Raw genomic sequence first — 25,652 nt, forward strand, 5'->3', positions numbered from 1 at the left:
GCCTTACCTCCCACTAGAAGTATTGGAGTTCAGAAACTGTTTATTGAATGCTTGAGAGGAAGATCCTGTCCTTTTCAAGCTAACATGCACTGAGACCTTGACTTTGAGATTATGTTTATAGTACTCTCGCCATTGCCCTCGGATTTCGTTCCACTTCCGAGGGTATTTGACTTCGATTCGCTGGCCATAATTAAACACATCCGCTCCTACACGCTGCGTTTTGACAATCAACGCTTCCATCGTGCTTTGAGCGATTTGCTCGATTACCTCCTCGATTAAAGTCAAACTCTCCATTTTCTTCATGTCCAGCGATGACTCGGAAGCGATAATCCCCGCTTCTATGAAACAATGGATATGCATCGTAATATTTTCCCCATTTAACTCTGGAGTCAGGACGGTTTTCATAGAATTTGTATAAACCCCGATTTTTTTGCCGTCGGTTGGCGAAGATACGCTGTAGATATATTGCTTTAATTGCGCTAACAAGCTTCTGGCCGAAGAGGTTTCCTCCGGAGTCAGCAGAGGCCCGATCAGTTTGCCTTGCCTGAAAACACCCGCTCCCCCCGTGCCAACTGTAGGATATTGTTTTTTTGTCGAAATCGTATAATTATATTTGAAATTGAGAACCGGCAGAATCCGGTCTCCTGCATTCTCCTTAATATTCATCATATCCTTGACCGTTGTACTGAGCACCTGATTATTTCGAACATAGCCGCTTAATACAGACATAAGGAAACGCTCGATCAGAACGGGAGACCGGGCAACCTTCTCCTTCGCGTTTCCATCGACAAGGAATAGGTTGGAATTCAGATGCAAATAGGGGTGACGCACAATAAATTCAAGAATATGTTCAATACCATGACGAGCGTACTTCGTGCCAATAATAATGCTTTGCGTCTGTCCAAAGGTGAGCTTCCTTGAAAGATCGCCTTGAATTTTTTGTAAGGCTTCCTCCAGAGTGCCGCCGGTACGGCTGATGAACGCGGATGGCTGAGAGCTGCCTCCTACGCCTCCTGTTTGGCCAGGGATAAGCTGATTGGTAAGGGGAAACCCGATTGTAAGCTCAATACCTTCGTCAGCCTGGTCGATAATCAGTGTACTGACGAATACCCGATTGTTCAGTTCTACCGCCGACCAGCACCCCGTCAGGGACAGTGATAGAAGAAGCGACAGTCCAATCTTCCAGTAGAATTGGTGCCAGACTCTCATGACTAATCTTTCTCCTTCTTCTTGCTCCGGGTCCAGCCTCTCAAATCCTGAGAGATGCGCAGCCTGTGGTTGGCTTGAGCAGTGAAAGGCAACAGGCGCATCTTCCACCATGGGGCGCGAATTAGCGTGTCTTCCCGATTATGTACGATTCTCGGGGCAGCTCCAGCTAAATAAGGCACGCCAAATGTCTCCAGATTAATCATGTGCACATAGATGATAATGGCACCGCAGGCAATACCGAAAATGCCGAATACTCCGGCCAAGAACATCATCGGAAAGCGAAGCAACCGGAAGGAAAGTCCCAGATCGAAGTTCGGAATAATGAATGAAGCGATTCCGGTGACGGATACGATGATTACCATGGCCGCAGATACGATGCCGGCTTGTACGGCAGCCGTGCCGATAACAAGAGCGCCGATAATGGATACGGCTTGACCGACGGATTTAGGTATACGTACCGATGCCTCACGCAAGGCTTCAAATGCGATTTCCATCATGGAAGCCTCCATCAAAGCCGAGAACGGGACAATTTCCCTTGAGGAAGATACGGAAATCAGGAGATTGAAAGGGATCATTTCAGGATGGAAGGTCGTCACAGCAATATAGAATGAGGGCAGCATCAGAGATACGAATAGAAAAATAAACCGGATGCTCCGAATCCATGAAGCTGCAATAAAGGATTGATAATAGTCCTCAGCAGACTGCAGCATCATGAAAAAAGTAAGCGGCGCCAGCATTACAATTGGCGTATTATCGATGAGTACGGCGATTCGACCTTCCAATATGGAAGCGGACACTGTGTCAGGACGTTCGGTATGCTGCAACTGCGGGAAGGGGGAGTAGGGATTGTCCTGAATGGCCTCCTCCAGATAGCTCGAACCGAGCACGCCGTCGATCTTGATCCCATTAAGGCGGAGCTTCAATTCCTTAACGCGCTCTTGCGGGCAGATATGATCCAAGTAAGCGATAATGACAGAGGTGTGAGTCGTTTCGCCAATCTCCATCTTTTCCAGCTTAAAGTGAGGACTGCGAATCCGTCTTCTAATAAGAGTAACATTCGTATCCAAGCTTTCGACAAAGGCTTCGCGCGGTCCGCGAATAACCGATTCATTGGGCGCTTCCTCAACGGAGCGTTTCTCGTAATGGGGAAATGGCAAATCCATAATTCTCTCGTCACCGTCTATCAGCAGCAGTCCGTGTCCATCCAACAGGGCGTTTAGTGCCTTGAAGGGATCTACGAATGCGAGACTGCTTGAAAGCGGCGCTTTGCGCTTGTCGAACAAAAAGCGAACCAATGACAGAGCATCGACAAGCTGCTCTTGTGCGAGCAACGGGACAAGTAGATGCTCTTGAATCAAATCAGCGTTGCACATTCCTTGCAAATAAAGAATCGCGCATGGAACGGACTCCCCGGCAACAAACGTATGAAAAACAGCGTCAAAGCATCGCTCCAGCTGCGCCCTGTACCACTGCAGCCTCGGCTCGAGTTCGGTTGTGTCCGGGTAAGCGAATGTATCGTCCGCCTCAGGCTCAACTTGTTCGATCAGTTGCTCCGAATTCATATGCTCTCCCCTTTGTTTAGATACATACAATGATTGGCAATCTTAATGTTTGCATCAAACAAGAGAAATATTCGCAACGGCAAAACCCCCATTGAATTCAGAATTCAATGGGGGTTTTGCGCTTTATGTAAATCGTCCGGCCCCCATTCCGGGGGCCGTGCTACTATAACTCTTCCTTCAAGCTCTGTGCGACGGCGTCTACTGCCTTGCTCGGCAGAACAGCGCTTTTCGCCGCAGGAGCCGCAGCAGTCGGCGAGATTGCCTTGGACGTTAGACCGCGAATGAGATTATTCACGTCAATGCCGGAGACGCTCTTCAGCATTTCTGGCGCTGTCGACATTAACGAGGTGACATAGTTGCTCAGACGCGCGGCGCCTTCTCCATTGCCCGTATCCACTACCGTCAGTTTGTCGATGGAGCTGATCGGCTCCGCAACCTTGCCCGCAAGCTCAGGCAGCATCTTCACGATAATGTCGAGCACCGCCGCTTCTCCGAATTTCTCGAACGCTTCGGCAAGCTTCTCCTTCGCCTCCGCTTCCGCAAGACCGCGCAGCCGGATGACATCGGCCTCCGCCGTACCTTTGGCGCGCTCGGCTTCGGCTACGGCAAGACCGTCCAGACGCTTCTGCGTCGCAAGCGCCTTCGCCTCCGCTTCGATGCGATATTGCAGCGCATCGGCTTCGCGAAGCTGCTTCGCTTTGTTCGCTTCCGCGGACTGTTCGACCGAATAACGGTCGGCATCCGCTTTCTTCTTCACTTCCGCGTCGTATTGTTTCTCTCTGCGCAGAATCTCTTTCGCTTCCAGATCGATCTCTCTTTCCTTCCGCACAAGCTCGACCTTCATCTGCTCCTCCACAACGCTTTGCTTCGCTCTAGCTTCTTGAATGAAATAGGCCTGATCGGCTTCCGCTCGAGCGGTATCCTGATCTCTCTTGAAGGAAGCAACCTTCATTTCCTTATCCTTCTCGGCTTCGGCGATATTCGTATCGCGAAGCAGCTCGGCCTTCTGGCCTGCTTCCGAGGCAACCGCTTTCTTCATCCGCGAATCCCGGATCGCTTCCGCTTCCGCAATCTCCGCATCCCGCTTCACTGCCGCGATACGCGGTTTGCCGAGCGCGTCGAGATAGCCGTGCTTGTCACGCAGATCCTTAATCGTGAAGGACACGATCTGGAGTCCCATCTTCTTCAGATCCTTGGCCGCAACGCCTTGCACCTCCTGCGCGAACTTGTCGCGGTTTCGGTACACCTCTTCAACGGTCATGGAGCCGAGAATCGCGCGGAGATGACCTTCGAGCACCTCTTGCGCCTCGCCCTTCAACGCTTCGGTAGGCTTGCCGAGGAACTGCTCCGCCGCCGTGGCGACATCCTCGACCGCGCCGCCGATTTTAATAATCGCAACGCCGTCGGCCATTACCGGCACGCCTTGCTCCGTATACACCTCAGGAGTGGAAACATCCAGCTTATGCGACAGCAAGGATAAGTATTCGGCCTTCTGGAACACGGGCAGGATGAACGCGCCTCCGCCTCGTATAATCTTCACCTTTCTTCCCGACTCGTCAACCAGCGTATTCCGCGAGCCAAGGAACGATCCGGTCACAAGCATCGCCTCGTCCGGACTTACCGTCTTGTATCTTGCCCAGAACGCCAAGCCAAGCACAATCAGAACGCCTACAACTACCAACGGAATCATTAACACATCAGTTTCCATCTACATTTCCCCTCTCTTCTAATCGATTGACAGGTTAAGCTCAGAGACGTACATCACGCTATCCTTCACTTCAACTACAACAATCCGCGAGCCCGATGCGATCGGCACGCCGTCAAAGCTTGCCGCAATCTGGTTCGTCACGCCGCCGCCCGCGCGTACCAGCACCTCTCCGTAGCCGCCAGCGGGAATCGGCACGATCACTTCCCCAGGCAGCCCGGACAGGGAACGAAGCGTGAAGGCGATCGAATTCTCGCTGTTCTCCATCGGCCTCACGTAGAGGAAGAAGACGGCCGTTCCGGCGGCAATGGCGATAAGCAAGGCAAGCACGACAACCGCAGCCGCCCCCAGCATACTGTATTTCGTCAGCAGATATCCAGCACCCCCGAAGACGGTAATGCCTCCGACAAGCGTCATCGGCTGCAGGAAAGATAAGCTGTCCGCCGAGATGAAATTCAGCGCTCCATCCAGCGCGTGACTCAGAAGATCTCCAAAAATTAAACTGATCAACGCGAACAAAATGCCTCCGACCAAGCAAGTCATAAACAACGTTTCCATCCTCTTCCTCCTCCCCTTCATCCATAACCTGTAATCGTTTCCGTTATTTAATACGACCGACATCAGAAATAGTTGCAAAATGAAACCGAATTTCATCAGTCGACCGGCCTGTGCCGCTCTGTTCTGGAAAAAGGATGAATGACGGCATTGAATTTATATCACAGGAGCCCTGAACTGTCAATTATGCGGAACGCCTTGATTGACATCGCCCCAAGGACGCATGTACCCTTAAGCAATTTATGCTATAATAAGGATGCTATTTTGGAGGAGGAATCATTTACATGCACGAGGATCAACAACAATCGCCGGAAACACCGGAAAAACAAAGCAGCTGGCGAATGTTCGGACTGGTAACTTTCCTAACGGTCAAATGGGTGATTTATTTTGGCATTTTCTTCGGCTTGCTGGCCGGAGGCGCAGTGACCGGATATGTAGCGGCCTTGGTCAAGGAAGAGCCGGTCAGACCGCAGAGCGTCATTCAGGATAAGGTCGGCGAATATACCGAGACCGGCTATGTCTATTTCAATGATGCCACGCTCGTCGGGCAGCTTCGAACCGAAGAGGATCGCATTGTCGTTGCGTATGATGAAATTCCTCAAGGGGTCATTGACGCTTTGCTTGCGACGGAAGACAACAATTTCTATGAGCATAAGGGCGTCGATATCAGCAGCCTCGCAAGAGCCATTAAGCAGAAGTTCCTTAATGAGGATGTCCAGACCGGAGGCAGTACGTTGACACAGCAGGTTGCTCGCCGTGTGTTTCTGAGTCTCGACAAAACTGACAGCCGCAAGTTCAAAGAAATCTTCCTCGCTTTTCGCATGGAGCGTTATTTGACCAAGGAAGAAATATTGACGGCTTACTTGAATAAGATGCCGTTCGGCAATGGCTCCAACGGCTATCAAGTGTACGGCATCAAAACAGCGGCCAAAGGCATATTCAATATTACGGATCTCAGCAAGCTGAATATTGCCCAATCCGCTTATCTTGCGGGTCTGCCGCAATTGCCATCGCTGTACAGCGCGTTTACCGGATCGGGCAAATTCAATGAAGACGGCTTCGAGCGCGCCGTGAAGCGTCAGCAGCTCGTACTCCAGCGCATGCTGGAAACAGGAAGAATCAATCAACAGCAATATGAGGAAGCGATTGCTTTCGACCTCCGTTCCAGCATTGCGGAGCCAAGCGAGAAAGCCTATACGACTTATCCATATCTTATGCTAGAAGCCGAGCGTCAAGCTGCAGAGGTGCTTCTGATGCAGCAGGATCCGAGCATTACGCAGGAGGATCTTCGCGACAAGGAGACTGCTCCGCTCATCGAAGAAGCGAGAGAGCAGCTGCTTCGCGGCGGCTATCAGATCTATACGACAATTGACAAAGATGTATACAAAATCATGCATGATGTCGGCGATAATCCCGATAACTTCAGCCCGGACAGCGAGACAAAAGGCATGGAGCAGATCGCCGGTCTCATGCTCGACCACAAGACCGGAGCGATTCTCGGCATGCTGGAGGGCAGGGATTTCTACGAGGAGCAGCTTAACTTCGCGACTCAGATGATTCGCCAGCCGGGTTCCACGATGAAGACGGTAGCCGCTTATCTGCCCGCCATCGAGATGGGTCTCATACAGCCGGCAAGCATTCTCGACGACGCTCCAATTGTAATGAAGGACGGGCAGAAGGGCTACCATATTCCGATGGATGTGACGAATCGATTTGACGGACTGATGACGGCGCGTGAAGCGCTCAACCGTTCCATGAATCTTCCTGCGCTCAAAATTTTCAACGATATCGTCACGATTCCGAAAGCCTGGGATTTCGTCAGATCGCTTGGCATCACAACCTTGCAGCCTGAGGACGCTTATGCGCAAACAGGCGTTATCGGAGGACTCAGCCTCGGCGTCACGGTCGAAGAATTAACCAATGCCTACGGCGCTATTCCGAATAACGGCATTCTCAACGATGCGTATATGATCGAGAAGATTACGGATGCCAACGGCAAAATTATTTATGAGCATACGCCAAAGCCGAAGCGAGTGTTCTCCGAGCAATCCGCATTCCTCATTACGGATATGCTCAAAACGGTCATCTCGGATCCTCGCGGCTCCGGTCACTCGCTTGTGTCGCAATTCAAAAAATACAAGGAAATTCCAATCGCAGGCAAAACAGGCTCCACGCAGAGCTATGCCGATGTTTGGTTCATGGGCTTCACTCCCGATGTTACGCTCGGCGTATGGTCCGGCTACGAGGAGTCGATCAATTCCTTGTCGAATGAAGGACATAAGAGAGCCCGCAACATATGGGGACTCATTATGAACGAGTTGACCGAGAAAAAGCCTGAATTGTTCGTAACGGATTCGTTCAACAAGCCGGACGGCATCGTGAAGGCAACGGTGTCGACGGCAAGCGGATTGCTTCCTTCCGAGCTGACGAAAGCGGCCGGCATGTCCGTGACGGACTGGTTCAACAAAAATGATGTGCCGAAGGAAACCGACAATGCGCTCGTCAATATGGCAATCATTACTTACAACGGCATCAATTATGTGCCTAACCCGCTCACGCCGCTTGATATGGTCACCGAGAAGCTTCTTATCAAGAGACTGAAGCCTCTGGATGTGTTGATGGATGAAATCGAGAATGCGCAGAAGGTGCTTCCGGCGAAGAGCCGCAGACCAATGTCCGTCTATGTGCCGACGGACGCTGCCAATGCCGCACCGTCCAAGACCGATCCTCGAGAAGATGACGGTGTAGTGCCTGCTCCACCTGCCAGCGCAAGTTTGCAAGCAGGAGCGAACGACGCTCTTACAATTTCCTTCACGGAGAGCCCTTCCGCGGATGTCGTTGGCTACCGGATCTATCGGGCGGTGAATGGCGGCGATTATGCGAAATTCGGAGAATCCATTCTTGATGGAGGCTCGTATTCCTCCAGCTTTACGGCATCCAGTCAAGAGCAGACACAGTATTATGTCGTCGCAGTGGATGTTGTAGGCAACGAATCTGCGCCAAGCGCGATTATGAATTATGGTACGCAGTTCCCTGGATTACCGGGGTTCCCGACCGACCCTGGCGACACCGATCAGCCAGGACTCCCGGTAGACCCGAATCAACCCGACAATTCGGGAGAAGGAGACGGCAATGGCGATTCGAGTCCAATCTCGACGCCTTCCGCGCCTACCGGACTTCAAGCTGAGGGCGGCGCTCTCAGCACGACGCTCAGTTGGTCCGCCAACCCAGTGTCGGATCAGGTTGTTCAATATAATATTTATTTCAAATCCGGCAGCGGAAGCTCTTTCCAGAAGATTGCATCCACATCGCAGACGAGCTTTGAGCATTCCGTCACGCTTGCGAGCGGCTCCTATTATGTAACGGCCGAGAATAGCGCGGGAGCGTCCACGCCTTCGGCGATTGTAACCGTCGGAGCGAACTAGCCCGGATCAATTATCTGCTCTATACCAAAGGAAGGCTCTCAGACAAAATCGTCTGAGAGCCTTCTTCATTTCATTAATCCTCGATAGTAGACAAGTCTCCTGTCGGCAGGTTCAATTCCCAGGCCTTCAGCACCCTGCGCATAATCTTGCCGCTTCTTGTCTTCGGCAGCTTATCCTTGAATTCAATTTCTCTTGGAGCCGCGTGAGCGGATAAGCCCACCTTCACGAATTGCGAAATTTCCTTCTTCAACTCTTCCGAAGCCTCATAGCCTTCGCGGAGCGCGATAAATGCCTTGATAATCTCGCCGCGCATCGGATCCGGCTTGCCGATGACGCCGGCTTCCGCTACCGCCGGATGCTCGACCAGCTTGCTTTCCACCTCGAAAGGACCAACTCGCTCGCCTGCCGTGTTAATGACATCGTCGATCCGGCCCTGGAACCAGAAGTAACCATCCTCATCCTTGTAGGCGGAGTCGCCAGATACGTACCAACCGCTCAGACGGAAGTATTCTTCGTACTTCGCAGGATTGTTCCACACCTTGCGCATCATGGACGGCCAAGGCGTGCGAACGGCCAGATTGCCCATGCGATATGGCGGTACCTCATTGCCGCTGTCGTCGATGATAGAAGCCGATACGCCAGGCAAAGGCTTGCCCATGGAGCCCGGTTTTATATCCATGCTTGGATAGTTGCAAATAAGCTGTCCTCCCGTCTCGGTCATCCACCATGTATCATGAATGCGCTGCCCGTAAACCTTCATTCCCCACCGCACAACCTCGGGATTAAGCGGCTCGCCGACGCTCAGCACATGTCTGAGACTCGTCAGATCGTACTGAGTCGACAGATCGTCCCCCGCCCCCATCAGCATGCGAAAAGCTGTCGGAGCGCTGTACCAGACGGTTACCTTGTACTTCTGAATGACGTTGTACCAATCGCCGGGGCTGAATCTCCCGCCTCTGATTACATTCGTTACGCCGTTCAGCCATGGAGCGAAGATTCCGTAAGACGTGCCTGTCACCCAGCCTGGATCGGCCGTGCACCAGTAGACATCATCCTTCTTCAAATCAAGTACGATTTGACCGGTATAGAGATGCTGAATCATCGCATTCTGAACATGATAGACGCCCTTCGGCTTGCCGGTTGAGCCGGATGTATAATGCAGAATAAGACCATCCTCGCGATCCAGCCATTCAATTTCCGCTGTTTCGGACGCTTCTTGCATTTTCTCTTTATAATTGATGATACCCTCTTCTGCAGGAATCTCGTCGCCGTACACAATAATATGCTTCAGATTCGGAAGCTCATCTCGTTTAATCCGATGCAGCAGCGCGGGCGTGGTAACGATTGCAACCGCTTCGCTGTCCTGCAATCTGTCCTTCACGGCCGTTTCCATGAATGCCTCGAACAACGGCCCGATCACAGCGCCGATCTTGAGCGCTCCGAGCACGCTGAAGTACAGCTCGGGCGTTCGCGGCATGAAGATGAATACGCGGTCTCCCTTGCTCACGCCCATGTCGCGAAGTACGTTGGCGAATCGGTTCGATTGCTCGCTCAACTGTTTGAAGGTGTATGCTTCATCTCTATCGTTATCGCTATAATGAAGAGCCGTTTTCTCCCCTCTGCCTTGCTCGACATGGCGGTCGATCGCCTCATATGCCATATTCACTTTGCCGGTTTCATGCCAGCTGAATTGCTTCTCGATCTGCTTCCAGTCGAAGGAAGCCGCTTCCTCTTCATAGCTTTTCAAATTTGGATTTTGCGCTGTTGCAGGAATTCGTTCTTGATGTAAGTTGATCATACTATCACTCTCCCATCACTCTTTATCTGATATTAAATGCCGTATGCGCTTTCAACACGCCTTTATCATTATAACACAACCGGTTTCATCTCGACCATGCTTTTCATTTTCTTGATTGTTTGTTATAACCTATAGTAGGATTCAATCATCATAACGCAAGAAATACGCATTCGCGCCAACAGCCCAGACAAAGGAGGAATGGATTTGGAGCACCGCAAAAAACTGCAGATCGACAGACTTCGCACCCGCAGCAATCTGGAGCTTGTTATCGAAGGACCTGTCCCTGCAGACCGTTTGTCCACCTATGCGATGCATCCATCATTGGATGCCTTCAGACGGCCCTCTGAGCAGCACATTGCGCTTGTTGAAATTGCCGAGCTGGAAGAAGGACGCATCATACTGGCCAGACATGACGATACTGTGGTCGGCTATGTGACCTTTCATTATCCGGATGAGCTGGAGCGATGGTCCGAAGGAGGCATGGAGGACCTGATCGAGCTTGGAGCCATCGAGGTTGCCGACGAATATCGATCCTTCGGAATCGGAAAGCGCATGATCAGACTCGCTTTCGCCGAAGAGCAATTAGAGAATGTTATCGTCTACACGACAGAATATTATTGGCATTGGGATCTTGAAGGAACGGGCTTGAATGTGTGGGATTACCGAAGCATGATGGAGAATTTGATGAAAACCTCGGGCATGGTTTGGTATGCGACGGATGATCCGGAAATTTGCTCGCATCCGGCTAATTGTCTGATGGTTCGGATCGGCAAGGATGTGCCGCTGAGCTCTATCGAGCGCTTTGACAGCGTGAGATTCCATGATCGATTTATGTATTAACGCTCAATATTGCGAGAAAGGATTTGAAGTTGGAATGCCATCTCCTGCTTTATTCATTCATCATCCGGAAGCCATACGCTACAAATTTCACGCGGATCATCCATTCGATCCCATCCGCCAGACTCTGACGATGGACTTGCTGCAAGCATCCAATGGATTGAGCGCAGAGCAAATCGCAACGCCAAATCGCAAGATGACCGATGAAGCGCTCACCACTGTTCATCGCGAAGACTATGTAAGAGCGGTTAAATCGTTAAGCGAAGCGGAACCGCCTTCCTCCATAATGGACACGGCTGCGGCCTACGGCTTGTCGACGGAGGATACGCCTCTCTTCACGGGCATGCATGAGGCAGCGGCAGCCATCGCAACGGGCTCACTCACTGCCGCCGAGACGGTTATGAGCGGTCAAGCCGAGCATGCCTTCCATCTCGCCGGCGGCTTGCATCACGCCTTCCCGGAGCGCGCAGCGGGCTTCTGCGTATACAACGACGCCGCAATCGCGATCAAGCATATTCGCGAGACTTATCATGCGAGAGTCTTGTATGTCGATACGGATGTTCATCACGGGGATGGGGTGCAATGGATCTTCTACGACGATCCGAATGTGTGCACCTATTCGATTCACGAGACAGGTAAATTTCTGTTTCCGGGAACCGGCTTTGTCAGCGAGAAAGGGATCGATCTCGGACACGGCGCCTGCTTCAACATGCCGCTCGAGCCGTATACGGAGGATGAGTCCTGGCTGGAGAGCTTCTCGGTAACGCTTCGCAAGGTCATAGGCAGCTTCAAGCCCGACGTCATTATCAGCCAGCACGGCTGCGATGCCCACGCTTATGATCCCCTCTCCCATATTCACTGCAGCATGGGGATTTATAAGGAAATCCCGGCTATCCTTCATGAGCTTGCGCATGTCTATGCTGACGGCCGGTGGATCGCTCTCGGAGGAGGGGGCTACGATAGCTGGAGGGTTGTGCCGCGCGCATGGTCGATGGTTTGGCTGGAGATGTCCGGACATCCGCTTGCAGCCGCCATTCGTTCCGGGGGAGAGCAAGCGCTTCCTTCCGAGTGGCTCGCCAAGTGGCAGCCGCAAAGCCCGGTACAGCTTCCGAGGACCTGGCTGGAGGATACAGAGAGCATTCCCCCTATGCCGAGGCGACATGAAATAACGGAGAAGAACCGCCTCACGCAGGCCATCGTCATTCAAGATTTATAGGCTCTGCCGCCCTAAAAAAAAAAGCAACCGCGAGAGCATGGCTCTTCCGGTTGCTTTTCGTTCATCCTATACTCTTATCGCCGCGCATGACTCACAGATTTTTGACGATTTCGTCAATCATCTGATAGGAATGCTCGGAAGCCTCCTGCGTAAATTCAGCGAAATTCACGTGAGCGGAGCCGTCAGCCTTGTCCGACATCGAACGAATAACCACAAACGGTATTTCGTTCATAACGCATACCTGGGCGACGGCCGCTCCTTCCATCTCCGCGCAAGCCCCATGAAAAATCTCATGAAGCCTCGAAACCGTGTCTCGGCTGGCGATGAATTGATCGCCGGAGAGCACCTTGCCTGCCAGACTGCGGCCGGAGAAAAGCTTCTCTCCCGCTTCCGCAGCCAGACGGACAAGATTTTCATCCGCTTTGAATTCAGAGACGGGGTGAAAAGGAATTTCGCCCTTGGCGTATCCGAGAGGGCTGCAGTCCATGTCATGCTGAATGCATGTTGTCGAGATCACGATATCTCCAATATTCAAGCTCGGATCAAGAGCGCCTGCTACGCCCGTGAACAGCACGCAATCCGCCCCTGCGTCGATAAGCAGCTGCGTGCAGACCGCCGCATTCACCTTGCCTACGCCTGATTTGCAATAGATAACAGCTTTCCCGTGCAAGCTTCCTTCGAAATAGGCGATGCCTGCGCGGGTAAAGCTTGTTGCGTTTTCTACATGCTCGTGAAGAAATTGAATTTCTTCAGCCATTGCGCCGATGATGCCGATTTTGTTCCATGCCATTGCTTCTATGCGCCTCCAACCGATTGACGCGTCACAATTTCATGCGGCAGCACGACCTTGGACATTTCCACATTTTCCTTCTTCATGAGCTTCGTCAGAAGCCTCATCGACACCGCTCCGATATCGTACATCGGCTGGGCGACCGCGGTCAGCTGAGGTCTGACCATCGAAGCCATGCGGCTGTTGTCCACCGAAATAACGGAAATATCTCTTGGCACTTGCAAGCCTGAATCCTGAATGCAATGAATCGCTCCAATCGCCATTTCGTCCGTCGCGGAGAAGACCGCAGTCGGGCGATTCTCCATATCGACAAAATATTTCATCGCCTCGACTCCCGATTCATAGCGGTAGTTGCCGATACGCACCAAGGAATCGTCGTACGGAAGCCCCGAGCTCTCCATTGCCCTCTTGTAGCCTTGGAATCTGGCGTAGCCATTCGAAGGATCCTGCAGCGTGCCGCTGATCATCGCAATTCGTTTGTGTCCCTGGCTGATCAGCTTCATGACAGCATCATACGCGGCTTCCTCATGATTGATATCCACGGAAGGAATCTGATTGCTGTCATCGCTGGTCGCGCACAGCACGATCGGCACATTCGCGGTCTTGAACGCTTGAAGATGCTCGTCCGTTACCGCGCCGCCCATGAACAACAGTCCATCTACCTGCTTCTCCAGCAACGTGTTAATGACGCGAATTTCCTTTTCCTTGCGCTTGTCCGCGTTGCAGAGAATAATATTATAATGATACATATTCGCAATATCTTCGATTCCCCGCGCGACTTCGGCGAATATCGCATTGGAAATGTCCGGAATAACGACTCCGACCGTTGTTGTTTTCTTGCTGGCCAAGCCTCTGGCAACCGCATTAGGACGATAGCCCAGAAGCTCAATTGCTTCAAAAACCTTTTTTCTCGTCGCCGGCTTTACATTCGGGTTGTTATTGACCACTCTGGATACCGTCGCCATCGAAACGCCTGCTTCTCTTGCTACATCATAAATGGTTACCGTCACGGGATCTCTCTCCATTTGCTCAGATTTTTTTTCGTTCGTTACGTTTGAAAATAATGATAGCACAAAGGTACAAGCAACGCAAAACATTAATCGTCAAAAACCTTGTTATATCGTGCTTTCATTGCGTTTTCACGAGGTCGGAAGAAAAGAAAAGACAGGGGGAAAACGCTGTTCCCGCCTGTCAAAATCCCCTTTTTCTTCAACCTGTTTCCTGAATGTAAGGAGTGCTGTTATGTATGCAAGATTCGTCTGCTAATCTGCTGCAGCCGCTTGTTCAAATCATCGATCCACGGCTGATCGTCAAGCTTCTGCGCAATCAAATAAAGATCCAGAAGCGTATTGATACGCTGCTCAATCATCGCCTCCACCTCGGGCTGTCCCGGCATTTGCCTGTTGGCCCGGGCTTCCACCAGCAAATCCGCCCATTCATTGCATTCATTGAACAGAAAGGATTGTTTGCCCGGTTCATTGCCGAGCTTCGCGATCAAGCCCGTCAAATCCGGCTTAACCTCTGGAATGACTTCACTTCGGCTGCATTCCTGGCAAGAGAAGATGGGTACATTATCGATCTCTACCTTCCCCGAATAAATGACCGTTCGTAATTTCATCTTCATCATGTTGCCGCATTGACATTTCTTCTGCATGTGGGTCAACTCCTTCTCAAAGCGGCATTTTCGCCAGCTTAATACCTCTGTCCATTTTGAGAGTGAGTAAAACATTCGACCTTTTTTGCCAAAAATCCTGCTTACGGCGCTATGTAATTTTTACTATGGAAGATTGCGTCATGCTCGCAGCGCGATGCGTCTCCAAATCCTTAAAAGCGGAGGAAGCATGATGACGACGGTCCACAGGAAGGCTCCAATTAGATCATGCTTGATATCCTGTACATCGGTTGATCTCCCTGCGACAAAGGATTGATGATATTCATCGGTAACGCCGTAAAGCCCGCAGGCCGCTATGATGACCAGCTTCCAAACGATGCGCTCGGATCGCGCTCCAATGCCGAAATCAAACGCTGCCGCCAACACGAAATAAGTGACAAAATGTCCCCAATTAAAATCCTGCATGGCCGGAAACAGTTTCTGAAACCACGGCAGAAAGGTGTTCACTTCCTCACCCGTTTGGGCGGACAATAGGAATATGACGAGCATCCAGCCTGCCAGCACAAGCACGCGAATCGTATTTTTGACCGCTTTGAATTGATTCATATAATCTCCTTCGTTACAATAAGAATGAAATGTCACTAGGAATGGAGGCTTATTATGTCCTTGCAAAACAAGACGGTTATCTGTTTGCTTGACGACGAGTTCGAGGATCTCGAGCTATGGTATCCGGTCTATCGCGCGCGCGAAGCCGGCGCGACCGTGCTCTACGCGGGTCCCGAGAAAGGCAGGAAGCATATCGGCAAATACGGCGTCCCCGCTGTAGCCGATCTATCCTTCGATGAAGTGCGCAGCGATGAAATCATCGGGCTTCTCGTCCCCGGAGGCTGGGCGCCGGACAAGCTGAGACGATATCCCAAGGTGCTCCGGCTTGTACAAGAAATGAACGAGGCGAACAAGCCGATCGGCCAAATTTGCCACGCCGGGTGGGTGCTCATCTCCGCCAAAATCCTGGAAGGACGGAAGGTCACCTCCACGCCGGGCATCCGCGACGATATGGAGAATGCGGGAGCTTCCTGGTTCGACGAAGAGGTTGTCGTGGACGGCAATCTCATCTCCGCTCGCAGACCGCCCGATCTTCCCGAATACGCCAAGGCCTTCGTAGACGCATTAGAACAGCGAATGGGTTAACCATTCGCTGTTTGTTCGTCTACGGAAAGCATATAGCTTTGCAGCATCTCCTTGATCTCGGTTCCCGTTCGGCAGCGCTGCAGCTCCTTGAAGACGGAGACGCTGTCATCCTGCCTTGTACATAGCAGCCTTTTCTTCACATGCAGAATCGAATGAGCCGACATGCTGAGCTCGTCTACGTCAAGACTGAGCCATATCGGCAGCGCTCTGAGATCTCCAGCCAGTTCCCCGCACACCCCTACCGTTACTCCATGCGCCTTGGCCGCCTTGACCGTATTCCCCAGCATGCGCAGCAATGCAGGATGGAATGGCTCGTACAGATGCGCGATCTCCTCGTTCATACGATCGACCGCAAGCGTGAATTGCACGAGATCATTCGTCCCGATACTGAAGAAATCAACCTCCTGGGCGAGCAGATCGGCAATCATGACCGCTGCCGGCACTTCAATCATAATGCCTGTTTTGATTCCTCCATCGAAGGCGATGCCCTCGCTCTCCAGCTCTTGCTTCGCTTCCTGGAGCAATCTGTTGGCGGCTCTGACTTCTTCGACCGAAGAGATCAGCGGATACATCAGCTTGATCTTCCCAAAGGCGCTCGCTCGAAGAATGGCGCGAAGCTGCGTCTTGAACAGCTCCGTCTTATCCAGCGATATGCGAATGGCGCGGTACCCGAGGAACGGATTATCCTCCTCCGGCAGCTCGAAATAGTCCAGTTGCTTGTCTCCGCCGACATCCAGCGTGCGGATTACAAGCGGTTCCCCGGCCAGCTTCTCCACAACGCTTCGATAAACCTCAAGCTGCTCTTCCTCTAGGGGGAAACGATTCCGATCCATGTAGAGAAATTCGGTTCGGAACAAACCGACGCCGTCCGCGCCCGAAGACAGGGCGATATCCAGCTCCTTCATCGAGCTGATGTTGGCGGCCAGGCGCAGTGACTTGCCGTCGGGCGTAACGGAATGATGATGGATGAAATGCTGCAGATGCTTCTTCGCTTCCGCTTGCTTGATCTGCAGCGCTTCGTATTTGGCAATCAGGCCGTCATCCGGATTCAGATACAGGATGCCTTCGCTGCCGTCGATAATCAGAATTTGTCCGGTTGTGATCTCGTCTTCCAGGTTCGGCTCAATGCCCACGACGAGCGGAATGCCGAGCGCTCGCGCCATAATGGAGGAATGAGAGGTCGTGCTGCCCGCCAAGGTGACAATGCCGAGCACATGATCCGGATTAATATGCGCAAGCTGGGACGGCGAAAGCTCCTTCGCGATGAGAATGAACGGCTGTGTGTCGGTCGGCAGCTTGATCTCGGGCACGCCAAGCAGATGCTTGAGCAGACGATTGCCGACATCCTTAATATCAAGCGCTCTCTCCTTCATATACTCGTCGTCGAGCAAATCGAACATCGTGACGAAATGATCGATCGCTTCTTTGACGGCGACTTCCGCGGCCTTGTACTGCCGCCTAATAATGCCTTGAATTTCATTCATGAAGACGGGATCGTCCAGAATCGCGATATGCGCGTCGAAGATTTGACTTTCATCCGCGCCCACGACTTCGCAAAGCTCGGCTTTAATCTGCTGAATTTCATCCTTCGACGTCCGAATGCCCTCATAGACCCGTTCGAATTCGCGGGCAAAATCAGCAACATCTATCTTCTGCTCGGGCACTTCCCATTCCCAGTTGGGCAAGACGAACGATTTCCCGATAGCGATGCCCGTTGAGGCGCCAATTCCACGAATCATTGCGTTTCCCCTCCACCATTGCTCTCTTTAAGTACGACTGACATCACTGAGGATTGCCCCTTCTTCACGGACTTGAAGGGAGCGTATCTCCAGGATTGAACAAGATCCGTATTCGTAATAACCATTGGTGTTGCGAGCGACTTGCTTTCCTTGCGAATCTTCTGAAGGTTGAAGCGAATGAGCAGCATGCCGGGAGTCACCTTATCTCCTTCTTTCACCATCGCCTCGAAATACGATTTTCCCGCAAGCTGCGACGTATCGATGCCGATATGCAGCAGCACTTCCAGCCCCTCCTTCGTCCGTATGCCGATGGCATGCATGGTCGGATAGATATGGATGACCTTGCCGCTGACCGGAGACACAAGCTCTCCGCGATCCGGCAGGAAGGCCACGCCTTGTCCGACCAGATTGCCGGCAAAAATAGGATCGGGCACATCCTTGAGCGGAATCATTCGTCCTTGCACCGGCGAATGGAACGATACCTGCTCCTGATCGCGGCGAATCGTCTTCAGCATCTCTTCGCGAATCAGCTCCGAGAAGGTGCCGAATACAACCTGCACATGGCCCCCTCCAAGCCTGATGACGCCGGCCGCGCCAAGATTGCGAAGCGCATTGACATCAATGATCTTCTCGTTCGATAGCTTGAGTCGCAGTCTCGTAATACAGGACTCCATCTGCACGATATTGCCCTTGCCGCCGATTGCTTGCAGAATCAGAGGCGCCCGGTATGGAATATCGCCCGCCCATTCATCGAGCTGCGAGCCCTCCTCACGGCCCGGAGTTGGAATGCGAAAGCGTCGAATCGCCCAGCGGAACAACGTATAATAGACGACTCCGACCACGATTCCAATCGGAAGAATAAGCCATCCCCTCGTCGCAAGATGCTCATTGATGATGAAGTCAATTGCGCCAGCCGAGAAGGAGAAGCCGTGATGAATGCCCAGCTCATAGGTCACCCACATAATGGCTCCGGACAACAAGGCATGAACGACATATAGATAGGGAGCCACGAACAGAAAAGCGAATTCCACCGGCTCGGTCACGCCGGTCAGAAACGAAGCCAGCGCGGCATAGAGGAAGGTTTTGCGTATCTTGGGCTTAAGATCCTCCCGCGCCTCGTGAATGATCGCGAAGGCAATCGCGGGCAGCGCGAACATCATGGTCGGATAGAGTCCGGCCATGAACGAGCCCGCGGCGGGATCTCCCGCGAAAAAGCGCGGCAAATCACCGAACACAAGCTGGCCGGTATCGGTCTCGTAAGCGCCGATCTGGAACCAAAACACGTGACTGACGAGATGATGCATGCCGAATACGACCAGAATGCGAAGCACGAATCCGAACAGGAATACGCCGAAGCCTCCGCCGGAGGCAACAATATCTCCCAGCTTAATCAGCATATTCTGAACGGACGGAGCAATCTGCACCATGCCGATAGAGAACAGCAGCGAGAGAAAGCTCATGAACAACGGAACAAATCTCGGTCCGCCGAAGAATTGAATATATTCAGGCAGACGGAGATCCTTAAATCGCTCATAGCTCATACCCGCCGCGATTCCGAAGAAAGCGCCGATAAACACAGTCGGCTCAATCTCCACATTCCCTGATTGCAATACGCCGTCATAAATAATCATGCCGACAAAGGCGCCCATTCCCGCAGACAAAGCGTTGCTCGTAAACCCGAGCGCAATGCCCACCGCGAAAAGATAGGGCAAATAATAAAATATGGTATCACTTGCCGCCTCCAAATATTGCGACATGACGGGCAAGCCTATGTAATCCCAAGGCAATCCGCTGAGACTGAGAAACACCGCAGCTGCCGGAAGCACAATCATAGGCAGCATGAAGGCTCTGCCAAGCTGTTGCAGGCTTCCTATGAACGTCATCTTGTCCCTCCTAAAAAAAATATCCGCATACATCAAAGCTTGCATGCAGCCGAGCTTTTCGGACGACTACTATTATCAAAGCTTGCATGCAGCCGAGCTTTTCGGACGACTACTATTACGATGTTAAGCGTTGTCATATCGTTTGTCAAAAAGAAGACGAGCTTGTCGCAGCCCGTCCCCTTCCCGATTGTGAATGCCTTTACGTCTTAGGCTTGCCTTCCGGCAAAAGAATCGAATCCTCCACCTTGATGCAACGATCCATAATAACCTGCAACCCTGCTGCCGAAGCTATACGCGCCGCTTCCTCATTATAAATGCCAAGCTGCAGCCAGAGCGCGCCGGCGCCAATCGCGGCAGCCTCCGCAGCAACCTCGGGCGTGTATTCTGAGCGGCGGAACACATTGACGATATCCACCCTCTCTGGAATATCGCCCAGCGCGGCATAACAGGTTTCGCCCAAAATGCGATCCGCTCCCGGATTGACCGGTATAATGCGGTAACCTTTCGCTTGCATCGCTTGCGAAACACCGTAGGACACCCGATCAGGCTTATCGGACAGGCCGACTACCGCGATCGTCGCGGCTCCGGACAACAGCTCTTTGATTTGCTCGCGAGACGGATTTTCGTAAGACATCCCCACACCTCGTTTCTACAAATTAAATTCCATTTACCAATTATTCCACCCATTCCACATTGGCACCCAAGTCCCGCAGATGATCGAAGAAGATCGGATACGATTTTGCCACATGATGCGCGTCGTGAATTCGAATCGGCGCCTTCGAGCGCAGACCGACAATCGTCAGCGCCATGATGACCCTGTGATCATAATGGGCATTAATATCAACGCCGCCTTCCACGCCTTCGGGCCGGCCATGCACGATGATTTCACTTTGCTTCTCTTCCACGTTAGCGCCGGCCTTGCGTAGTTCATTCAAATAATCGGTAATGCGATCGCATTCCTTGTACCGCAAATTCTCTACATTATAGAAGCGCGAGGTGCCTTCGGCGAATACGGCAGCGGCTACCATCGCAAGCACGGCGTCCGTCGCGTGATCGCCGTCGAATTCAACCGCTTTGAGCTTGCCGCTGCCTTGGACGCGCACGATGTCGTTCTCATGCGTCAGCGGCGCCTCCATCATCTGAAGCACATCGACAACCGCGCGCTCGCCCTGCTTGCTCTCGTTCATAAGTCGATGCACCGTCACGTCGGACTTCGTCACCGCCGCCGCGGCAAGAATGGCGGCGGAGCCGGGATAATCGCCTTGCACATAATACGTTTTCGCGGTATATTGCTGTCTGCCCGGTACGCGAAAGCGCATATAATCCTCATCCGCATGTACGACAATACCCGCCTGCTGCAACACTTCGAGGGTCTGACCGACAACGACCTTGGATTTCAGATCATGCAGCACCTCGATTTCGCTGTCCTCCTCCAGAAGAGGCGTGAGGAACAGCAAGGCGCTGAGATATTGCGAGCTGATGTTGCCAGATACGCGAATCTGTCCGCCCCGCGGACGTCCTCCCTTGATCCGAATCGGCAGCTTGCCGTCCTGATGCTCAATCTCCACGCCCATATCCGTCAAGGCATGAATCAAATCATGATGAGGACGTTTGCCGAGCGAATCCGGATACTTGTTGATGAAGGTAACATCCGGACACAGCGACGCAATCGCCATCAGAAAGCGCAGAACGGCCCCTGCATTGCCCACGTCGAGCTGATCGACGGCTTTCGGATGCTTTCCGAATCCGGTAATGACAATCTTCTCATCATCCTCCTCCAGCACTGCCCCGAGATCCTTGATGCATCTGCGCATCGCGTCGCTGTCTTCACTGTGGGCTGGATAATAAACCGTGGAGGTGCCCTCCGCCAATGCTGCCGTCAGAAGATAGCGCGTCGTATAGTTTTTGGAGGATAGAGCTCCAATCTCGCCTTTCAATTCCGGTGTTCCTCTTACGATAACATCCATCCGCCAATTTCCCCTTTAGTCTTTATTTCGAAATAAGTCCGCTTTCATCTGCAATCCGCTGGACGACCTCCGCAACGGTCATTGCCGTTGTGTCGATGGCCAAATGCGCGAAGTCGTAAGCATCTTTTCGCTTCTCCAGAAGCTCATGCACCCTTGCCCGAACATCCCCTTGCAGCAATGGGCGCGACGAATCGTTCATCACTCTTGCTATGATCGTCTCCGGACTCGCTTTCAAGGCTGCTACGAAGCCATGCGCCAACATCGCCTGCCTGTTACTTGCTCGCAGCACCGCTCCGCCTCCGGTCGCGACAATCGCCTGCTCCGGGCTTGCCAGAGCGGCTTCCAACACCCTGGATTCAAGCTCTCTGAAGGCATCCTCGCCATCGTCCGCGAAGATTTTCGAAATCGGTTTTTTCGCCGCCTTCACGATTTCCTCGTCGATATCGACTCTGCTCCAGCCCAATTGTCCGGCAAGCTTTTCGCTGACAATCGATTTGCCGGTCCCCATGAAGCCGACCAATATGATTTTGTTGTTTGGTTGCGATTTCATGCTATCCATCCATCCTTTATCGCCTTTGAACCTGCCCACATCATATCATTTTTTTGCAAGGGAAGGTATAAAATTGTTCGTTCTGCCGTATCGTTGTTAATGATGCATAATTTGAATCTAGGAGTGACAGGCGATGACAAGCCATCAACATCCACACACTCTCGACCCTATCGAAGGAAAGCTGAAAGCCATTATGGACCCTGAATATCCGCTTACGCGAAGCGATGTCGTCTGGATGCTGGGATACATAAAGAAAAGAGTGGCTGATGCAGATCCCCTATTAACGGATCTGTCCCAGCCACGCCTATTGCAAAACTTTCTATACTTCGCGGAAATCGCAATGTCGCTCATTCAGAGGCGAAATGCTTGCGACCAGGAAGCCGACCGCATGCGGGAATGGCTCCGGCAAGCGGCCTACGGACTGCTTCCGGACAATCCTTAAGCGTCCAGCCAGTTGAAGTGGAACGTGCCTTCCTTGTCAAGACGCTTGAACGTATGCGCTCCGAAATAATCGCGCTGCGCTTGCAGCAGATTAGCCGGAAGACGCTCTGTGCGATAGCTGTCGAAGTACGCCAAGGCGCTGGAGAATCCCGGAACAGGAACGCCGCTTGCCACAGCAGCGGCAACAACCTCGCGCCATGCGCCTTGATACGATTCGACAATCTCTTTGAAATATTCGTCAAGCAATAGATTGCGAAGAGCCGGATCGCGATCGTATGCGTCTTTGATGTTCTGCAGGAAGCGGGCGCGGATAATGCAGCCGCCGCGGAAGATCATCGCGATGTCGCCGTAGCGCAGATCCCAGCCGTATTCCTCGGAAGCGGCGCGCATTTGCGCGAAGCCCTGCGCGTAGGAGCAAATCTTGCTGGCGAACAATGCTTTGCGCACCGATTCGATGAAGGCCTTGCGATCGCCCTCGAATTTGACTTTCTTGGGACCGCTGAGCACCTTGCTTGCCGCAACGCGTTCTTCCTTCATCGCGGACAAGAAACGGGTGAATACCGATTCGGTAATAATGGACAACGGTACGCCGAGATCGAGCGAGCTTTGGCTCGTCCATTTGCCGGTGCCCTTCTGACCCGCGGAGTCCAGAATCACGTCCACCATCGGTTTGCCTGTCTCAGGGTCGTACTTGGAGAAGATATCGCGCGTAATCTCGATGAGATAGCTGTCAAGCTCGCCTTTGTTCCATTCGGTGAAGATGTCGTGAAGCTCCTCCGCGTTCACGTCCAGCACGTTCTTGAGCAAGTCGTAGGCTTCGCAGATGAGCTGCATGTCGCCATACTCGATGCCGTTATGAACCATCTTCACATAATGGCCCGCTCCGTCCGGTCCGATATACGTACAGCAAGCGTCGTCTCCCACCTTCGCGGATATCGCCGTAAGCACCGGCTCAACGAGCTCGTAAGCCGATCTCTGTCCGCCCGGCATAATGGAAGGTCCTTTCAGAGCGCCCTCTTCGCCGCCGGATACGCCGGTTCCGATAAAGCGGAAGCCCTTCGCTTCCAGCTCCTTGCTGCGGCGCTGCGTGTCGGGGAAATAAGCGTTGCCGCCGTCGATTATGATATCGCCTTGATCAAGCAGCGGCACAAGAGCGTCGATTGTTGCGTCCGTGCCGGCGCCGGCTTGCACCATGATCAGAATTTTGCGCGGAACTTCCAAGGATGCGACGAAATCTTCGATTGTATAGGCAGGCACAAGGTTCTTGCCCGGAAATTCTTTCATAAGATCATCTGTTTTCTCGCGGGATCTGTTGAACACGGATACCGTGAAGCCTCTGCTCTCGATATTGAGAGCCAGGTTTTTACCCATGACAGCCATTCCGATAACGCCAATCTGAGTTTTAGACATTGATTTCTTCCACCCTTTATATTTAATTTTAGTCACAATAGCTTTATTCTACTCTTTTTGCGACCAGAAGAAAACCGTCTGTATGGAAAAATGTCGAAATTGTCTCCAAAATTGGCGTCCCTCAAACAAGAAAACGATCCCGCACCCCCGCAAAGCTCGCAGAGAGGAGATCGTTCACTTCTTACGTGCGGAACATCTAATCATGCATCACAGCTCCAATTGCAGCATTTCGGAACGAAGTCCGACCAATTTGTCTTTCGATTCTGTAACCGCTTCCTGATTCCCGGCCTCTAACGCTTCGAACAAGACGGACAATTCATAATCGAGCTCATACCGCAGAACAGCCGCCCGCTCTTCGGCCCGTTTGGATTGAAAGGCTTTGATCATTTCCTCTATCGTGACGAACGGCTTCTTCTGATAAATAATTCTGTGCTCCATGCCAGACACCTCCACAAGTCGTATAATCTCGCCGAACATAATGTTCTCGATGACGATTTGACGATCCTTGATCCGCTTGACGACCGCATGCCCGCGTGAATCATTAATTAGTTTTTCAAGCAGCTCTGACAGCTTTTCATCCTTAATCACATAATCTCCTACAATTTTGTACCTGCTCTTCATGCGCTCGAACTGAAGCTTGACGAGTTTGCGGCCTGTGCGAATGGAGACGAGGAACTGACCGTCGGTTTCACTCCAGTACAAGGAGTATCCTTCCTGAATCAGATCGCGAATAAGATTTTGGATTTGCCGGCGTTCGAATCTCAGCTCCAAATTGCAATATTCCACCTCGTAGCTTTTGTTCACGGCAATCCCTCCCTTGCCCTTAAAATATTATGATCTTTGCTCCGGTTGAATGATTTGACGAAATGTTCTGATAATTTGTTCTTATCACTATCTTATACTCCATCTTATGTTCTGGCAACTTGGATTATTGACTAATTTTCAATCGGGATTGCCCAAAATTAACCGAATGCTTGCCGGAGTGAGAATTCCATAGGATGAAGAAGCGATGAAAAAGCCCCTTAAGGAAGGACTGTAAGCAGACGGTATGCTATAATTCAAATACATCATTCATAGATTGGAGCCAAAGACATGACCACACAAACTGCCGAGCAGTCTACGATATTCACCGGCTTTCTTCCCGATGACTTCAAGGTGTTCGAGCTTGAAGGGCTGACGGAGAGAATGACCGGCATTCAGACCCGAATTCAGCCGAAATTCCAGCAAATCGGAGCGCAGCTCGCCGCAGAGCTATCCCTGCTGTCCGGACAAGAGATGTTCCTTCATATCGCGAGACACGCGCGCCGCAAGGTGAATCCGCCGAAGGATACCTGGCTTGCGCTCTCGCCCAATAAGAGAGGCTACAAGGCGCATCCCCATTTCCAGCTTGGTCTCTTCGATGATCATCTGTTTTTGTGGCTTGCCTTTATTTACGAATTGCCGAACAAGAAGAAAATCGCCTCCTCGTTTCTGAAGCATCTGAACGAAACCATTGCCGTTGTGCCCGGCGATTTTCTCCTGTCCATGGATCATATGAACAAAGAGGCGCGCCCCGTAGAAGGAATGAGCCGCAAGGATTGGAAGGAAGCGCTGACCCGGTTCCGCGACGTGGGCAAAGCGGAGTTGCTTCTTGGTCGCCATATTGCTGCGGACGACAAGCTGCTGCAGAACGGTGAGGGCTTGCTGCAGCTGGCAGCTTCAACTTACGAGGCCTTGCTTCCGCTGTATAAGCAAGCGTGCGAACAATAGCGCCAAGCGACGA

The 25,652-nt window shown here is 52.1% G+C and carries 22 protein-coding genes; 6 read left to right on the top strand and 16 right to left on the bottom strand.

Annotation, left to right across the window (positions count from 1 at the left end; translation table 11 throughout):
• Positions 1-3 precede the first annotated feature (3 nt).
• The 4 genes from HFP08_RS17910 to HFP08_RS17925 all read right to left on the bottom strand — a co-directional run bounded on the left by HFP08_RS17910 (position 4) and on the right by HFP08_RS17925 (position 5,034).
• Positions 4-1,209 (bottom strand): Ger(x)C family spore germination protein, encoded by a 1,206-nt coding sequence (locus tag HFP08_RS17910; RefSeq protein ID WP_168121978.1) that lies wholly within the window; start codon positions 1,207-1,209, stop codon positions 4-6.
• A 2-nt stretch (positions 1,210-1,211) separates the two neighbouring features.
• Positions 1,212-2,771 carry a spore germination protein gene (locus HFP08_RS17915; protein ID WP_168121979.1) on the bottom strand — a complete coding sequence of 520 codons (1,560 nt, stop codon included), beginning with the start codon at positions 2,769-2,771 and terminating at the stop codon, positions 1,212-1,214.
• A 163-nt stretch (positions 2,772-2,934) separates the two neighbouring features.
• On the bottom strand, positions 2,935-4,479 hold the full coding sequence (locus tag HFP08_RS17920) for a flotillin family protein (RefSeq protein WP_168121980.1): 1,545 nt from the start codon (positions 4,477-4,479) through the stop codon (positions 2,935-2,937).
• Between the two features lie 18 nt (positions 4,480-4,497).
• Positions 4,498-5,034, bottom strand: a complete 537-nt coding sequence (locus tag HFP08_RS17925) for an NfeD family membrane protein (protein WP_168121981.1) — start codon at positions 5,032-5,034, stop codon at positions 4,498-4,500.
• A gap of 281 nt (positions 5,035-5,315) precedes the next feature.
• On the opposite strand from HFP08_RS17925, the gene HFP08_RS17930 reads away from it, so the two are divergent.
• Positions 5,316-8,456 carry a transglycosylase domain-containing protein gene (locus HFP08_RS17930; protein WP_168121982.1) on the top strand — a complete coding sequence of 1,047 codons (3,141 nt, stop codon included), beginning with the start codon at positions 5,316-5,318 and terminating at the stop codon, positions 8,454-8,456.
• A gap of 73 nt (positions 8,457-8,529) precedes the next feature.
• Here HFP08_RS17930 and acsA read toward each other — a convergent pair whose 3' ends face one another.
• Entirely contained in the window at positions 8,530-10,254 is a 1,725-nt protein-coding gene (gene acsA, locus HFP08_RS17935) for an acetate--CoA ligase (protein ID WP_168121983.1), read from the bottom strand.
• A gap of 204 nt (positions 10,255-10,458) precedes the next feature.
• Between acsA and HFP08_RS17940 the strand changes: the two genes are divergently transcribed.
• Both HFP08_RS17940 and HFP08_RS17945 read left to right on the top strand, forming a co-directional pair.
• A complete protein-coding gene (locus HFP08_RS17940) occupies positions 10,459-11,094 on the top strand; it encodes a GNAT family N-acetyltransferase (protein ID WP_481856583.1) in 636 nt (211 codons plus the stop codon).
• 34 nt (positions 11,095-11,128) lie between these two features.
• Positions 11,129-12,307, top strand: coding sequence for an acetoin utilization protein AcuC (locus HFP08_RS17945; protein ID WP_168121985.1), 1,179 nt, complete (start codon positions 11,129-11,131; stop codon positions 12,305-12,307).
• Positions 12,308-12,398: 91 nt separating this feature from the next.
• Here the strand turns inward: HFP08_RS17945 and HFP08_RS17950 are convergent, their stop codons facing one another.
• From HFP08_RS17950 to HFP08_RS17965, 4 genes are all read right to left on the bottom strand, one after another.
• A complete protein-coding gene (locus tag HFP08_RS17950; RefSeq protein WP_168121986.1) occupies positions 12,399-13,097 on the bottom strand; it encodes a 5'-methylthioadenosine/adenosylhomocysteine nucleosidase in 699 nt (232 codons plus the stop codon).
• Positions 13,098-13,102: 5 nt separating this feature from the next.
• A complete protein-coding gene (gene ccpA / locus HFP08_RS17955) occupies positions 13,103-14,107 on the bottom strand; it encodes a catabolite control protein A (RefSeq protein WP_168121987.1) in 1,005 nt (334 codons plus the stop codon).
• Between the two features lie 230 nt (positions 14,108-14,337).
• A complete protein-coding gene (locus HFP08_RS17960; RefSeq protein WP_168121988.1) occupies positions 14,338-14,751 on the bottom strand; it encodes a hypothetical protein in 414 nt (137 codons plus the stop codon).
• Positions 14,752-14,889: 138 nt separating this feature from the next.
• Positions 14,890-15,315 carry a VanZ family protein gene (locus tag HFP08_RS17965; protein ID WP_168121989.1) on the bottom strand — a complete coding sequence of 142 codons (426 nt, stop codon included), beginning with the start codon at positions 15,313-15,315 and terminating at the stop codon, positions 14,890-14,892.
• Between the two features lie 54 nt (positions 15,316-15,369).
• On the opposite strand from HFP08_RS17965, the gene HFP08_RS17970 reads away from it, so the two are divergent.
• Positions 15,370-15,900, top strand: a complete 531-nt coding sequence (locus HFP08_RS17970; protein ID WP_168121990.1) for a type 1 glutamine amidotransferase domain-containing protein — start codon at positions 15,370-15,372, stop codon at positions 15,898-15,900.
• Here HFP08_RS17970 and ptsP read toward each other — a convergent pair.
• The 5 genes from ptsP to HFP08_RS17995 all read right to left on the bottom strand — a co-directional run bounded on the left by ptsP (position 15,897) and on the right by HFP08_RS17995 (position 22,039).
• The gene (ptsP, locus tag HFP08_RS17975) at positions 15,897-17,639 is read right to left on the bottom strand and encodes a phosphoenolpyruvate--protein phosphotransferase (RefSeq protein WP_168121991.1); all 1,743 of its coding nucleotides are present in this window, start codon (positions 17,637-17,639) and stop codon (positions 15,897-15,899) included. The genes HFP08_RS17970 and ptsP overlap by 4 nt on opposite strands.
• Positions 17,636-19,522 (bottom strand): glucose PTS transporter subunit IIA, encoded by a 1,887-nt coding sequence (locus tag HFP08_RS17980; RefSeq protein ID WP_168121992.1) that lies wholly within the window; start codon positions 19,520-19,522, stop codon positions 17,636-17,638. The genes ptsP and HFP08_RS17980 overlap by 4 nt, the downstream gene beginning before the upstream one ends.
• A 199-nt stretch (positions 19,523-19,721) precedes the next feature.
• Positions 19,722-20,156: a CoA-binding protein gene (locus HFP08_RS17985; protein ID WP_168121993.1), complete on the bottom strand. Its 435-nt coding sequence runs from the start codon at positions 20,154-20,156 to the stop codon at positions 19,722-19,724.
• Positions 20,157-20,196: 40 nt separating this feature from the next.
• Entirely contained in the window at positions 20,197-21,489 is a 1,293-nt protein-coding gene (gene aroA / locus HFP08_RS17990; protein WP_168121994.1) for a 3-phosphoshikimate 1-carboxyvinyltransferase, read from the bottom strand.
• 22 nt (positions 21,490-21,511) lie between these two features.
• Positions 21,512-22,039: a shikimate kinase gene (locus HFP08_RS17995; protein ID WP_168121995.1), complete on the bottom strand. Its 528-nt coding sequence runs from the start codon at positions 22,037-22,039 to the stop codon at positions 21,512-21,514.
• Positions 22,040-22,172: 133 nt separating this feature from the next.
• On the opposite strand from HFP08_RS17995, the gene HFP08_RS18000 reads away from it, so the two are divergent.
• Positions 22,173-22,481, top strand: coding sequence for a hypothetical protein (locus HFP08_RS18000; protein ID WP_168121996.1), 309 nt, complete (start codon positions 22,173-22,175; stop codon positions 22,479-22,481).
• Here HFP08_RS18000 and gndA read toward each other — a convergent pair.
• On the bottom strand, positions 22,478-23,890 hold the full coding sequence (gene gndA / locus HFP08_RS18005) for an NADP-dependent phosphogluconate dehydrogenase (RefSeq protein WP_168121997.1): 1,413 nt from the start codon (positions 23,888-23,890) through the stop codon (positions 22,478-22,480). The two genes, HFP08_RS18000 and gndA, sit on opposite strands and share 4 nt — an antisense overlap.
• Before the next feature lie 207 nt (positions 23,891-24,097).
• Positions 24,098-24,694: a hypothetical protein gene (locus HFP08_RS18010; RefSeq protein ID WP_168121998.1), complete on the bottom strand. Its 597-nt coding sequence runs from the start codon at positions 24,692-24,694 to the stop codon at positions 24,098-24,100.
• Positions 24,695-24,982: 288 nt separating this feature from the next.
• On the opposite strand from HFP08_RS18010, the gene HFP08_RS18015 reads away from it, so the two are divergent.
• Positions 24,983-25,639, top strand: coding sequence for a DUF1054 domain-containing protein (locus HFP08_RS18015; protein ID WP_168121999.1), 657 nt, complete (start codon positions 24,983-24,985; stop codon positions 25,637-25,639).
• The last annotated feature ends 13 nt before the right edge of the window (positions 25,640-25,652 follow it).

It is taken from the genome of Paenibacillus sp. HB172176 (genome assembly GCF_011947265.1).
Classification (GTDB): domain Bacteria; phylum Bacillota; class Bacilli; order Paenibacillales; family Paenibacillaceae; genus Pristimantibacillus.